Origin of the sequence: Brevibacillus sp. BC25 (assembly GCF_000282075.1) — a bacterium.
In the GTDB taxonomy this organism is placed as follows: Bacteria; Bacillota; Bacilli; order Brevibacillales; family Brevibacillaceae; genus Brevibacillus.
In genome coordinates this window covers 46006-59930 of the sequence record NZ_AKIX01000028.1, presented here as the reverse complement: position 1 = coordinate 59930, position 13925 = coordinate 46006, and the positions used below count along the sequence as shown (strand labels likewise).

The following is a 13925-nucleotide window of genomic DNA, read 5'->3' as shown; positions in this document are numbered from 1 at the left end:
GGGTTTATCTGTATCATGCTTAGTGGTCGCCTGTGTTCCCTTTAGAAGGGTTGGTAATGACAAAACCTTCTTGCGGCAAGAAGAGGTAATCAATGACGATGCCATCCAACAATGGCTCATCCTTTTTCACGATCACATCGATCTCTTTGTCGGTCGAGATCACAACATCTTCTTCTGTTGGCTTGTCCAGAGCGAGTCCGTAGTGAGCATGATCACCATGAGAGTGAGTAATATAAACGCGCAGTTTCAATTCTTTGTCTTCTTCTTGCTCGATGATTGGAGCCAATTGCTTGGCAGCGTTACGAGTGATTTTTAGTTTCACAGGTCAAATCCCCTAACTGTATGTAAGTTACCCCTCCATCTTAGCAAGAGGGAAATCAGGATGCAATGTTGAAAGTGTTACGATATGTCTAGAGAATGACAACAGAATGGAAGGAGAGTCATCTATGAAAATCGATTTGCGCAGCGATACCGTTACGAAACCAACCGAGGAGATGCTTCGAGCAATGGCGGAAGCGGAGGTTGGTGATGATGTTTATAGAGAGGACCCAACTGTTAATCGTTTGGAAGCGATCGCGGCTGAAATACTCGGAAAGGAAGCTGCCCTGTTCGTAACAAGTGGCACGCAAGGCAATCAGGTTGCTGTTTTGACGCATTGTGTCAACGGAGACGAGGTTATTGCGGAAGCGGATTCGCACATTTTTTACTATGAAGGCGGCGCTATGTCAGCATTGGCTGGTGTGCAAACACGGACGCTGGTTGGAGAACGTGGTGCTTTGCGTGCAGAAGATGTAGCGAGAGCGATTCGGGGAAACAATATCCATTTTCCTCGCACAAAATTGATCTGTCTCGAAAATACCCATAATCGCGCTGGCGGGGCGGTAATCTCTGTCGCGCAAATGAAGAGTGTCTATGATACAGCACAAAAACACGGTGTTCCCGTTCATTTGGACGGTGCTCGTCTCTTCAATGCGGCTGTGGCCCAAGGTGTTGCAGTCACTGAGCTAAGCGCTTTTTCCGATACCGTTCAGATTTGCTTGTCCAAAGGGCTGAGTGCTCCAGTTGGTTCCATTTTGGCTGGAGATCGTGCGTTTATCGAGGAAGCGAGATGGTGGAGGAAAAAGTTGGGGGGTGGGCTGCGTCAGGCAGGGTATTTGGCAGCACCGGGTATCATCGCTCTGACACAGATGACTGAACGATTGGCAGAAGACCATGAACGGGCACAGCAATTGGCAAAAGGCTTGCGCCAGCTATCGCTTCAGGTCGAGCAAGTCGAGACGAATATCGTTCTGGTGAATACAGACTCGATTGGACAAACAGCTGTCGCTTTTTTGGAACGTCTGGAGGAAAAAGGAGTGCTCGCAGTTGATTTTGACGAGTATGTCATTCGTTTTACGACGCATCGACACATTTGCGATCAACATATCGAGACCGTTGTGGAAGCAGTAGAGCAATTATTGGAAACGGTGTAATCGTTTCAACCACTTGTAGCCAGTCCGAAGGGAAGACTGGCTTTTTTCTTTGTTCTGATAATTAATTCTAAATAATTGGACAATTTGTACAAAAAATGAGTCTTTACGCGATCTGTTTTTCGCCATACCGTCTGATTTGTTTCGTCTACACTTGCATTATCATGGTAGTGTGATAAAGCATTAGCGTTACTAGTGTATGGAATCGAATGGAATCAAGGGGGATGGAATCGATGAGAAAGAGAATGAGCTTCATTTTGAGCTGCTTCTTGCTACTTCAAGTTTTAGCGGGATGTAGTTCAAGTGATACGTCGGTAAAGAACAAACCGAATGATCAGGCATCTCAACCAACGCAGCCAACGGGAAAAGAGATGGTATTGAATTGGAACGCAGACGGTGGAGAGCCTCCGACAGCAGATCCCGGTCTTGCTTCCGATGGCACTTCCTTTGATGTCATTACTGCCTGTTTTGAAGGATTGACTCGCTATGGACCGGATGGGAAAATAGCCAACGCAATTGCCGACAGTTATACGGTATCCGAGGATTTGACCACGTACACGTTTACATTGAAAAAGAATGCGCTATGGAGCAACGGAGATTCGGTAACTGCCCATGATTTTGAGTTCGCTTGGAAAAGAAATCTCGATCCGAAGACAGCATCCGAATATGCCTACATGCTTTATTTCATTAAAGGGGCTGAGGAATTCAACACAGGGAAAGGATCGCATGAAGGCGTAGGGGTCAAAGCGCTAGACGATTTTACACTAGAGGTCAAGCTTAATTCGCCAGCTCCGTTTTTTTATGAGCTGACGGCTTTCCCGACATTGTTTCCTTTACATAAAAAGACTTTGGAGGCACATCCGGACTGGGCAGCGTCTCCAGACAACTACGTGGGCAACGGCCCATTCAAAATGGAGATGTGGGAGCATAAAAACAAATTGGTTCTTGTGAAAAACGAGAAGTATCATGAGAAAGATGCCGTGAAGCTCGACAAAATCGTTTGGAGCATGATTACCGATACTAACACCGCTCAAGCGTTGTTTGATTCTGGTGATTTGGATTGGGGAGGGCATCCAAGCTACGTGTTGCCAGTCGATGTGATCCCCGCTTTGCAGGAGGAAGGAAAAATCGTGATGGCGCCTTATCCGAACACAGTTGCAGTCACCTTTAATACAACCAAACCCCCTTTTACGAATAAAAAGATTCGTCAAGCCTTCTCGTATTCGATCCAACGGCAGCCTCTCATAGACGGAATTGTGCAAACAGGGGTGCCTGCGGCTCTTGCATGGGTTCCGCCCTCTATGCAACTCAGCGGAAATGACTATTTTCAAGAGGATGTAGACAAAGCCAAACAGTTATTGGCTGAAGGGTTAAAGGAGCTGGGGCTTTCATCGATGCCTGAAGTGACATACACGTATGGCTCAGGTGACGATCGTCAGAAAAAGCTGGCTGAAGCTCTTCAGGATCAATGGAAAAGAAGCCTAGGTGTTGATGTAAAAATCAGTGGCTTGGAAGAAAAAGTATTTTTACAAAACAAGCGCGCCAAAAACTATCAGTTTGCCTACCGAAATTGGGGTGCTGATTTTAACGACCCCATCAATTTCCTGGAAATTTTCAAGGACAAAACAGTGGGGACGAACGACGCTGCTTGGGAAAACGACAGATACCGCGAGCTAATCGTCCAGAGTTACTTGGAAAAAGACCCGACGAAGCGTAATGCGATCATGCGTGAGGCAGAGACCATCTTAATGGAGGAAATGCCGATTGCTCCTGTGTATTATGGCGCAAGACCGTATATAAAAAATGACAAAGTCAAAGGATTTTTGATCAACCCGTTTGGTGGTAGAGATTTTAAATATACAACCATCGAACAATAAATAAAGACGTATAAAAGCCTTGCCGAGCCCGGAAAATTGGAGAGCGGCAAGGCTTTTTTTTGTTCCATTCGGTTGACTCACTTGTGTGTAATTCAGACCTGCCAATGAAATACTATAGCTATCCAACATAGGGGAAAAGAGGGATGGATATGATCTCGGCTAAAGAGCGTGAACGCATTCTCAATCAAATGAAACGGGACGAGAGCAAGATTGTCAACATCGTCCTAAACGACGCCAATCAGGTTGCGGGCGAAATTGAAAAAGCCAACCACCAAGGTATTTTCCTGGTGGATGGCCGGTATTACGGGTACGAGGATATTAAAGAAATCAATGGCTCGTAATGGTTACAGACGTGGAGGTGGGAAGAAGTAGCGCAAGGCGTCAGGCAGCTCTTTTTGCCACAAACCCCAGACGTGATTTCCTGGTTTTTCTCGATAGGACAAGGTTGCTTGCTTGTCCTCAAGAATCTGTTTTGCCTCGCGATTCCATTGCACGAAATCGAAGGTACCCGCACTTGTTTCCACAGCTGTCTCATCAAGGCCGACAACCATCCAGATTCGCAGCCAGGATAGGCTGGACTGGTTCAAAAGCGGGTCGAGTGTCGTTTGAAAAAACGCACCGGACAGCGCGAGTACTTGTGGAAAGAGGTCGGGGTGTTCCAATGCGAGATGCAAAGAAACGGTTCCGCCCAAAGAATCTCCTGCCAGTATACGTGAACCAGGATCACGGCGCACGGGATAACGCTCCTCTATGTAAGGAATCAGCTCTTCGGTGAAAAAACGCTGATAGGCTGCGTTTCTCGACCCCGATGGAGAATACTCGCTCGTGCGCTTGTTGCGATCGACTGAGACACCGACGACGATGTAGGGTTCGATACCTTCTTCCAGAATCAATTGATTGGAGATGGTCGCGATTCGCCCCATCGTAAAAAAGTCGTTCCCATCCTGGCAATACACAACAGGGTAAGAAAGAAGCTCATTGTACCCCGGTGGAAGGTATACTTTGACCGAGCGGGGAGTGTCCACGTGGATGCTGGGCACTTCTTCTTTCATAATGGTTCGCTTTACATAGTCAGACATCGATTCACACTCCCTGTTTGCTCAAATGAAAAACTAAGCCTTGAAAAAAACTGATACAGCTTATATAGTAAATGATAACAGAGAGGAAATAAACCCTGTAATATCAATACTGTAACACATTAAACAGGTATTTCGTCTGCATTATAACAGGGTGTTGCAAACGGCGCTGTAAGCCCTTTCTTGCACCATGCAACTTTCTTCTGGTTTTTAACAGGGCCACTTCCGCCGCGAATTGCATTCGTCACTCTTCGAGCAGATGCTCAGATAGAGGCGACAAAGGGCAACTCGGGAAAAGGAAGTCCCTTATTCTAGTGACGAGGTGAATGTGATGAGCGTATCCACTGCTGTTGAACAAACAGAGAACAACGCCCCGCTGCAAATTCTTGCCCCGGATGGTACGGTTGTTCGTCCTGACTTGATGCCTAAGCTCTCCGATGATGAATTGCGTGAACTGATGCGTAAAATGGTATTTACCCGTGTATGGGACCAACGCGCAATCAGCTTGAATCGCCAAGGTCGTCTTGGTTTCTATGCACCAGTAGCTGGTCAAGAAGCAAGCATGATCGGTTCCGAGGCTGCTCTTTCCAAAGAAGATTTTGTCCTGCCTAGCTACCGTGATATTCCACAAATGGTATGGCATGGTTACCCTATGCATAAAGCGTTCCTGTACTCCCGCGGACACATCGAGGGTGGTAAAATTCCTGAAGGTGTAAACGTATTGATGCCACAAATCATCATCGCGGCTCAATGTACACAAGCAACAGGTGTTGCAATGGGTTACAAGCTGCGCGGTGAAAAGAATGTTGCGATCAACTACTTTGGTGACGGTGCGACCTCCCAAGGTGACTTCTACGAGGGTATGAACTTTGCAGGGGTATACAAGCTGCCTGTTATCTTCTTCTCCCAAAACAACGGTTATGCGATCTCTCTGCCGTTCGAAAAACAAACGGCTTCTGAAAATATCGCAGTCAAAGCAGTTGCGGCTGGTATTGCTAGCGAACGCGTTGACGGTATGGACATTCTCGCAGTTTACTACGCGGTTCAACAAGCAAAAGAGCGCGGCGTGAATGGCGAAGGTGCGACTCTGATCGAAGCAATGACGTACCGTTATGGTCCTCACACCATGGCTGGTGACGACCCAACTCGTTACCGTACAGGTGAAGAGCAAAGCGAGTGGGAACTGCGCGATCCACTGATTCGCTTCCGCAAGTTCCTCGAAGCAAAAGGCCTCTGGAGCGAAAAAGACGAAGAAGCTGTCATCGAAGAAGCGAAAGCAGCTGTTGCGGACGCAATTAAAAAAGCGGACGAAACACCTAAGATGAAAGTTAGCGAACTGATCGATGTAATGTTTGAGACACTGCCGCCTGCACTCGAAGAGCAAAAGGCAGAATTCCTGGCGAAGGAGTCGAAATAAGCCATGGCACAAATGACAATGGTTCAAGCCATTACGGATGCAATGCGCGTAGAGTTGAAGCGCGATGAAACCGTTCTTGTCTTCGGTGAAGACGTAGGTAACAACGGCGGGGTGTTCCGTGCAACAGAAGGTCTGCAAGCTGAGTTCGGTGAGCAGCGCGTATTCGATACGCCACTCGCTGAGTCCGGAATCGGCGGTTTGGCTGTCGGTCTTTCCATCAACGGCTTCCGTCCAGTAGCAGAAATTCAGTTCTTCGGTTTCGTATTTGAAACGTTTGATGCAGTAGCATCCCAATCTTCCCGTATGCGCTACCGTTCTGGTGGTCGCTTCACGAGCCCAATTACATTCCGCTCCCCGTTTGGTGGCGGTGTAAAAACGCCTGAACTGCATGCGGACTCTTTGGAAGGTTTGATGCTGCAAACTCCGGGTCTGAAAGTGGTTATCCCTTCCAACCCATATGATGCAAAAGGACTGTTGATCTCCGCGATTCGCGACAACGATCCAGTTGTATTCCTGGAGCACATGAAGCTGTACCGTTCCTTCCGTCAAGAAGTTCCAGAAGGCGAGTACACGATTCCACTTGGCAAGGCAAACGTAGTAAAAGAAGGTAGCGATGTTACCATCATCACCTATGGTGCGATGGTGCATACCAGCCTGAAAGCAGCAGAAGAAATCGAGAAAGCGCGTGGAGCAAAAGTAGAAGTAATCGACCTGCGCACCATCAGCCCACTCGATATCGATACCATCGTAGCTTCTGTGAAGAAAACAAACCGTGCGATCGTTGTTCAAGAAGCACAAAAAACGTCTGGTGTTGCGGCAGAAATCATCACGCAAATCAACGAGCGTGCGATCCTGCACCTCGAAGCACCAGTACTGCGTATTACAGCACCAGATACGGTTTACCCGTTTGCTCAAGCAGAAGATGTATGGCTGCCTGACGTAAAACGCGTAGTAGATGGTCTGACACAAGTCCTCGATTTTTAATTGAGAAACAGACATAATGGCGGAAAAGTTGAAAGCTTTCCGCCTTCTTTTGGCCGATAATAACTAAAAATAAATGATAAATCTCTATTAAGGAGGAGATACTGTGAGTCGTTTTACATTCAGACTCCCGGAGCTCGGCGAGGGTATCCATGAAGGCGAAATCGTCAAATGGCACGTACAGCCCGGAGATTCCGTTGAAGAAGACCAAGTCATCATGGAAGTACAAAATGACAAGGCGGTTGTAGAAGTACCATCGCCTGTTAAAGGAAAAGTTATCGAACTGAAAGTAACCGAGGGTACGGTTTCCGTAGTCGGCGATCCACTGATCGAGTTTGACGTAGAAGGCGAAATTCCGAACCTGCCAGACCATGGCCATGGCGATTCCCACGCTGCTGAAGCGGCACCAGCGCCTGAAGCTGCAGAAAAAATGGAGCCAGGCTGCGACATCGGTTCCCAAGTGAGCGCAAATGCGAACCAAGCACTGGAAACGCCAATGGCACAAGCAACTGCAACAGCAGTAGCGGCACCAATTGACCGTAAACACGTGTTGGCTACGCCTTCCGTTCGCAAATACGCTCGTGAAAAAGGCGTTCAATTGGCTAATGTACCTGGTACAGGCAAATTGGGTCGCATCACACGCGAAGATGTAGATCGCTTCGTATCTGGTGGAGCAGCAGCACCAACTGCACAAGCAGCGGCAGCTCCAGTAGCACCTGAAGCTCCTGCAGCAGCTACAGGTGTAGCACAAGCAGCAGCGGCTCCAACTGTTCACCACGCACCTACAGCAGGCGAGCTGGAAGAGCGCGTTCCGCTGAAAGGTATGCGTAAAGCAATCGCGAAAGCAATGGTGAAATCTGCTTACACAGCACCACACGTTACCATCTTCGACGAAGTGGATGTTACAGCGCTTGTCGCTATGCGTAAAGATGCGAAGCCACTTGCTGAAGAGCGCGGTGTGAAGCTGACTTACCTACCTATGATCGTGAAAGCAGTAGTAGCTGGTCTGAAGAAATTCCCAGAACTCAACGCTTCTATCGATGATGAAAAACAAGAAATCATCTTCAAAAAGTACTACAACATCGGTATCGCTACCTCGACAGAAGACGGTTTGCTCGTGCCAGTTGTAAAATCTGCTGACAGCAAATCCATTTTCCAAATCGCAGGCGAAATCGGCGAACTGGCGAAGAAAGCACGCGACCGCAAAGCAACTGCAGATGAGTTGAAAGGTTCTACTTTCAGCATCACAAACATCGGTTCTGCTGGTGGTATGTTCTTCACGCCAATCATTAACCATCCAGAAGTAGCAATTTTGGGTGTTGGCCGCATTAGTGAAAAACCAGTTGTGAAAAACGGAGAAATCGTGGTAGGTCAAATGTTGCACCTGTCCTTGAGCTTTGACCACCGCTTGGTTGATGGCGAACCTGCACAGCGTTTCGTCAACTACGTGAAGCAGCTCTTGGAAAACCCAACGCTGCTCGTCATGGAGGGATAAGAGACAATGGTAGTAGGTGAATTTACCACAGAAGTAGACGTGCTCGTAATCGGTGCTGGCCCAGGTGGATATGTTGCAGCGATTCGTGCTGCTCAAATGGGAAAAACAGTAGCTGTCGTGGAAAAAGGTGAACTGGGTGGCGTGTGCCTGAACGTAGGTTGCATTCCTTCCAAAGCGATGATCCACGCTGCACACACATATGAGCACACACAACATACAGAATCCATGGGTATCACGATGGAAAATGTAAAAGTGGATTTTGCCAAAGTACAAGAGTGGAAAAGCGGCATCGTGAAGCAACTGACTGGTGGCGTTGGCTCCCTCTTCAAAGGCAACAAAATCCAGGTAATCCCTGGTGAAGCGCTGTTCGTAAGTGAAAATGAAGTACGTGTATTCCACGGTTATGATGTCAACCGTTATCGCTTCCAGCATTGCATCATTGCAACTGGTTCGCGTCCAATCGAGTTGCCTGCATTCCCGTTTGGCAAACGCGTAATGTCTTCTACTGAAGCGCTGTCCTTGACTGAACTGCCGAAGAGCCTCGTGGTAATCGGTGGCGGATACATTGGGATCGAGCTCGGTACGGTGTTCGCGAAGTTCGGAACAAAAGTTACGATTTTGGAAGGCTCCGATCAAATCTTGCCAGGATTTGAGCCAGACATGCCACGTTTGGTGGAACGTAAGCTGAAAAAGCTCGACGTTACCATCCATACAAAAGCACTGGCACAAGGAATGGAAGAGACAGAAAACGGCGTAATCGTAACTGCAGAAGTAAAAGGCGAGCAACAAAAGATCGAGGCGGAATACGTACTCGTTACTGTTGGACGCCGTCCGAATACAGATGAACTCGGTATTCGCGACATCGGCATGAACGTGACTGACCGTGGGTTGATCGTAGTTGACAAGCAAGGCCGCACGAACATTCCTAACGTGTACGCGATCGGGGATATTGTAGCAGGTCCTGCGTTGGCTCACAAAGCTTCCTACGAAGGTAAGGTTGCTGCTGAGGCAATTGCTGGACATCCGGCAGAAGTGGACTACAAAGCGATTCCAGCGGTTGTATTCTGCGATCCAGAAATCGCAAGCGTAGGAATCAATGAGAAAGAAGCAAAAGAAAAAGGCATCGATTACGTTGTTGGTCGTTTCCCATTCGCAGCAAACGGTCGCGCTCTGTCTGTAAATGCAGGCGAAGGCTACGTGAAGCTGATTGCAGAAAAAGAAACGAATCTCGTATTGGGTGCGCAAATCGTTGGTCCAGAAGCATCCAACATCATCGCAGAGATCGGATTGGCGATCGAAATGGGCGCAACACTTGAAGACATCGAGTTGACCATCCACGCACATCCAACACTGGGTGAAGTAACAATGGAAGCTGCTGAATTGGCTCTGGGTCGTCCGATCCACGTCATGAAATAAAAAGTGGGAAAAGCCTTGTACCGGAAATGGGTGCAAGGCTTTTTCTTCCACATCTTACCCTTTCCACCTGTTCTTATATAATGTAAAATAGTGGGAGACAACGTTAGGTGGGGGTCTGCATCATGGAAACTACGAGTAAGATGATTGATGACTTGCGACTAAAGCTAGAGCGCGCAGCAAAAGATGCAGGTTACAATTTTCTTGACCCTGAGATCGTGAGAATCAGCCAACAATTAGATAAATTGATTGTCGCACATATGCAACATGAAAAACGCCCTTCATGAGGGCGTTTTTGGTTGAGTGGGTACTTCCGAGATGGAGTACAGCAAATGGGCATTATAGCCTTTTTTCGTAAGCGTGGGTTCTTGGGCATAATAATAGCTAGGATAAAGAATGAGATGCTGCGCATCGTTGCTTGGACCACTACTCGGACAGGTAAGCTGATGAGTTTCTGTGTCATAGGTAATTGCGGGAGAAATGGATTGCAGATAGGTAGTAAGGGATTCGATTCCTTGTAAAGAGTAATAAATCCGTTCTGCTTCACGTACGAATTTCGGAGCAATCGCCTCCCAATTCGCCTCAAAAAATAACTGCCAATAAGATGAAACGAACAGGCTGAAACGGCCTTTCACATAATCGGCATCCTCTTCTAAATCGAAGGCAACCAGAGGAGTATCGTGATGCGATAACCACTCTTCTAAGATCGGCTTCATGCTACGCACAAAATGATCAGTGGGAAGTGTGACGAAGTACTCATACTGATCATCGACAGCCATCACACCTTTTGTATGTAGGGGGTCAAATGAGTCTGGGATCCCATATCGAAAGAGGGGGACAAAATAACCCCATTCTTTTAAAAGACGGGCTGACTCAAACTGCTCTAACTTTTCTTCGGTCCAATACGCAAATCGCTCGGGAGGTGTCTCTTGGGCGAGTGTATACAAACTAGCAGCCATCTCATACAGCGGGGAAACACTATAGCTGATCAAATTGGAAAGAGGGCTATGGTTGCCCGGAAGTGGAATGGTGATCATCTTCACTTAACCTCCATCAAGGATACTAAATTTATCATAGTGCATCCTTGTGGGACAATTCAATCTTTTTCGATGTAAAAAAAAGGAAGGGTAGGGGCACCCGACTGCAATGGAGCCGGGTGCCATTCATTATCCTTCGCGTGTTTGAATGGATCGCGAATGATTTTCCTGCTTCACTTTTTTAGAGCCAGTCTGGGGTTCGCCAGTCTGTTCCAGCGGGCGAGCTACGTTATTGTAAGTTTGATGCGGATTTTCATCAAGAATATGGTCCTTTTCCATAAAATCAACTCCTTCTTTACCTAGTTTGGCGTAAACACATGATGACGAATCATAGGAAATGCTGGTATTCTATAATGAGGTTGTCCAAAAGTCGTCTTTTGATCACGATGTTGTTCTGTAAGTTTACTCGACATCGTAATTGGCGTTCACCTTCGAAGTCCGGTGCTCATGTAGGTCCCCTACACTCCGCTCCTCCTTCTTCAAGTTCTCGCCACTTTCTCGGTGCTGAAAAGACAACTTTTGAACTCGTAGGGTGAGGAAGCATGTCCACATTTAGAAGGAATTGATATGTTGTCAAAACTACAGAATGGCACGATACTGTTTATAGAACATAATATTTATTATGTAAACAATAAGCGAGCTCTGCTGGTCTGGAAGGAGCGAGAACTATGCCGGTCTTAATCGCCCCCGTATTCAATTCAACAACGGCACAGCCCGTTCGGATCGATTTGCCTAATTCGTACACGCTCATATCAGGCGCAAAGAGGCCATATGAGATCGCGTCTCGTTTCTTGCGCAATGAGATGGACGAGAACAAGCGAACCTTTGATTTGCGTGTAGATCCCAGCAGTTTATTTTTAGTCGGGGATCACGAAGAGATGAAAGTAACGGATGATCGGGTGTGGATTGAAGAAATCGAAAGTAAGCTGAATCTAGCGTCCACAACGGGGACTTGTTCGATTCCTTACATCATCACCGTCAATGGCAATATGTATGGCATTACGTATTTGAAGCGATCGCTTGATGGTGACAAGTACACATTTGATGACGAAACTGCGGGCATTTTTACTTCATTAGTCGAACAGAAGCTGCCGTCCCTTGCTTTTCGTCGCTATGCGCTTTCGCTGGAGAAGAAAAACTACGAGGATCAGCTGTTGGATCTGTGGATTGCATTGGAATCATTGTTCGTTCCCGATGGCAAAAAAGGCGAGATTACCTATAAATTGCGTGTCCGAATGGCGTACTATTTTGGAGAAACCGCCTTGCAGCGTGAACGGATTGCACAGTTTGTAAAAAAATCGTACAATCATCGCTCAGAGATTGTGCATAGCGGCAAGCTGTTCGGTGACAAGCTGGCTACAGAAGTCAATATTCTGAGGGCGATGACACGAGCCGCGATCTTGAACATCGCTGGGGAAAGTGTCAACCTTCAGGATATGCGTGTTCGGCTGGACGAATTGGTATTTACGGGCGAATCTTATGTGGAACGGTACGCTCCTACTTTTTTTGAAAGAATTTTGTTGTAAGCCTCATAGAGGAAACAGATCAGGAGGAAGAATAGAGCATGAGTGTTTTGATTGTAGAGAATTTGTCCCATGGTTTTGGGGACCGTGTTTTGTTTCGCGATGTGTCTTTCCGTTTGCAACCGAATGACCGGGTAGGACTCGTAGGCGCAAATGGTACCGGAAAATCAACGATGATGGGGATTTTGACAGGCCAAAACTTGCCTGATAACGGTCGTATTGAATGGATGCCCAAAATCGAATACGGATATTTGGATCAGCATACCAAGCTGCAAGCTGGTAAAACGATTCGTGACGTACTCAAGGACGCCTTCCTGCCGCTCTTGGAGCAAGAGGCGGAACTGATCACGATTGGTGAAAAGATGGCCGAGGCAACTCCAGAGGAACTGGAAGAATTGCTGGAGCGCATGGGCGAAATTCAAGACAAGCTGGAAACAAGCGGCTTTTATTTGATCGATGCAAAGGTAGATGAAATCGCCAACGCTTTGGGCTTGAGTGCAATCGGTTTGGAACGTGACGTTGCATCCCTCTCTGGTGGTCAGCGCACCAAGGTTCTTTTGGCAAAATTGTTGCTGGAACAACCAACTGTTCTTTTGCTGGATGAGCCGACGAACTACTTGGATGAAGAGCATATCGTGTGGCTGAAAAACTACTTGAAGGAATACCCTTACGCTTTCATGCTGATTTCCCATGACACGACCTTCATGAACGAAGTCGTGAATGTGATTTATCATTTGGAATTTACCAAGCTGAATCGTTACACAGGGAACTACGAATCCTTCCTGGCACAGTCTGAGACGAAACGCAGTCAGCACTTTGACGCATTTGAAAAGCAGCAGGAAGAAATCGCAAAAATGGAAGATTTTATTGCGCGCAATAAAGCTCGTGCGTCTACTACCGGCCGGGCGAAGAGCCGTCAAAAGCAGCTCGATAAAATGGATCGCATCGACAAGCCGGAAACGGCTGCGAAACCTTCGTTTATCTTTAAGGAATCCCGGGCAAGTAGCCGTTTTGTCATCGAGGCTGAAAACCTGGAGATCGGATATTCTCATGCATTGCTGCCGAAGCTTAGCGTGAAGCTGGAGCGCGGTGAAAAAGTAGCGATTGTCGGCATGAACGGTGTCGGTAAGTCTACCCTGTTGAAAACGTTGCTGGGTGTGATTCCTCCGCTGGATGGAAAGCTGGAAAAAGGCGATTTCCTCCATCCTGCTTACTTCGAGCAAGAAGTAAAGGCGAAGCCAATCACTGCACTCGATGATGTATGGAATGAATTCCCTTCCATGAATAACCATGAGGTTCGCGGAGCGCTGGCACGTTGTGGCTTGAAAAATGAGCATATCAATCGTAACATGAACGCTCTATCCGGGGGCGAGCAAGCAAAAGTTCGTCTCTGTAAATTACTGCAGCGCGAAAGCAACTGGCTGGTATTTGACGAGCCGACGAACCACTTGGATGTCGTCGCCAAGGAAGAGCTCAAACGCTCCTTGAAGGAGTTCAAAGGGACCGTCCTTCTCGTATGCCACGAACCTGAATTTTATGAGGATTGGGTTACACAGACGTGGGATGTTGAGAAATGGAGCTTGGAGCAGGCAAAAACACCGATTAAATTGTAAAAGCAAAAACAGGCAGCCACCATT

Annotated in this window: 14 protein-coding genes; 10 read left to right on the top strand and 4 right to left on the bottom strand. The window is 47.3% G+C overall.

Annotation, left to right across the window (positions count from 1 at the left end; all coding sequences use genetic code 11):
• Positions 1-19 precede the first annotated feature (19 nt).
• Positions 20-322, bottom strand: a complete 303-nt coding sequence (locus PMI05_RS06465) for an iron-sulfur cluster assembly accessory protein (protein ID WP_007718917.1) — start codon at positions 320-322, stop codon at positions 20-22.
• Between the two features lie 124 nt (positions 323-446).
• Here PMI05_RS06465 and ltaE point away from each other — a divergent pair, with 124 nt between their 5' ends.
• The 3 genes from ltaE to PMI05_RS06450 all read left to right on the top strand — a co-directional run bounded on the left by ltaE (position 447) and on the right by PMI05_RS06450 (position 3687).
• Complete coding sequence (gene ltaE / locus PMI05_RS06460) at positions 447-1472, top strand: low-specificity L-threonine aldolase (RefSeq protein WP_007718911.1); 1026 nt, start codon at positions 447-449, stop codon at positions 1470-1472.
• A 230-nt stretch (positions 1473-1702) separates the two neighbouring features.
• Positions 1703-3346 carry a peptide ABC transporter substrate-binding protein gene (locus PMI05_RS06455; protein ID WP_007718909.1) on the top strand — a complete coding sequence of 548 codons (1644 nt, stop codon included), beginning with the start codon at positions 1703-1705 and terminating at the stop codon, positions 3344-3346.
• A 143-nt stretch (positions 3347-3489) separates the two neighbouring features.
• The gene (locus tag PMI05_RS06450) at positions 3490-3687 is read left to right on the top strand and encodes a hypothetical protein (protein WP_015891590.1); all 198 of its coding nucleotides are present in this window, start codon (positions 3490-3492) and stop codon (positions 3685-3687) included.
• 3 nt (positions 3688-3690) lie between these two features.
• Here PMI05_RS06450 and PMI05_RS06445 read toward each other — a convergent pair whose 3' ends face one another.
• Positions 3691-4425 (bottom strand): esterase family protein, encoded by a 735-nt coding sequence (locus tag PMI05_RS06445; protein WP_007718904.1) that lies wholly within the window; start codon positions 4423-4425, stop codon positions 3691-3693.
• 328 nt (positions 4426-4753) lie between these two features.
• Between PMI05_RS06445 and pdhA the strand changes: the two genes are divergently transcribed.
• The 5 genes from pdhA (at position 4754) to PMI05_RS06420 (ending at position 10015) form a co-directional block, all read left to right on the top strand.
• Positions 4754-5839, top strand: a complete 1086-nt coding sequence (pdhA, locus tag PMI05_RS06440; protein WP_007718903.1) for a pyruvate dehydrogenase (acetyl-transferring) E1 component subunit alpha — start codon at positions 4754-4756, stop codon at positions 5837-5839.
• Between the two features lie 3 nt (positions 5840-5842).
• Complete coding sequence (locus PMI05_RS06435; protein ID WP_007718902.1) at positions 5843-6823, top strand: alpha-ketoacid dehydrogenase subunit beta; 981 nt, start codon at positions 5843-5845, stop codon at positions 6821-6823.
• 103 nt (positions 6824-6926) lie between these two features.
• Positions 6927-8315 (top strand): dihydrolipoamide acetyltransferase family protein, encoded by a 1389-nt coding sequence (locus tag PMI05_RS06430; RefSeq protein ID WP_007718892.1) that lies wholly within the window; start codon positions 6927-6929, stop codon positions 8313-8315.
• 6 nt (positions 8316-8321) lie between these two features.
• Complete coding sequence (gene lpdA, locus PMI05_RS06425; protein WP_007718888.1) at positions 8322-9731, top strand: dihydrolipoyl dehydrogenase; 1410 nt, start codon at positions 8322-8324, stop codon at positions 9729-9731.
• A gap of 122 nt (positions 9732-9853) precedes the next feature.
• Positions 9854-10015 (top strand): aspartyl-phosphate phosphatase Spo0E family protein, encoded by a 162-nt coding sequence (locus PMI05_RS06420; RefSeq protein WP_007718886.1) that lies wholly within the window; start codon positions 9854-9856, stop codon positions 10013-10015.
• Here the strand turns inward: PMI05_RS06420 and PMI05_RS06415 are convergent.
• Both PMI05_RS06415 and PMI05_RS06410 read right to left on the bottom strand, forming a co-directional pair.
• On the bottom strand, positions 10010-10765 hold the full coding sequence (locus PMI05_RS06415) for a hypothetical protein (RefSeq protein ID WP_007718884.1): 756 nt from the start codon (positions 10763-10765) through the stop codon (positions 10010-10012). The genes PMI05_RS06420 and PMI05_RS06415 overlap by 6 nt on opposite strands.
• Before the next feature lie 129 nt (positions 10766-10894).
• On the bottom strand, positions 10895-11044 hold the full coding sequence (locus tag PMI05_RS06410) for a hypothetical protein (protein ID WP_007718882.1): 150 nt from the start codon (positions 11042-11044) through the stop codon (positions 10895-10897).
• Positions 11045-11433: 389 nt separating this feature from the next.
• On the opposite strand from PMI05_RS06410, the gene PMI05_RS06405 reads away from it, so the two are divergent.
• Positions 11434-12291 carry a HEPN domain-containing protein gene (locus PMI05_RS06405; RefSeq protein ID WP_007718876.1) on the top strand — a complete coding sequence of 286 codons (858 nt, stop codon included), beginning with the start codon at positions 11434-11436 and terminating at the stop codon, positions 12289-12291.
• 38 nt (positions 12292-12329) lie between these two features.
• Complete coding sequence (locus tag PMI05_RS06400; protein ID WP_007718874.1) at positions 12330-13901, top strand: ABC-F family ATP-binding cassette domain-containing protein; 1572 nt, start codon at positions 12330-12332, stop codon at positions 13899-13901.
• The last annotated feature ends 24 nt before the right edge of the window (positions 13902-13925 follow it).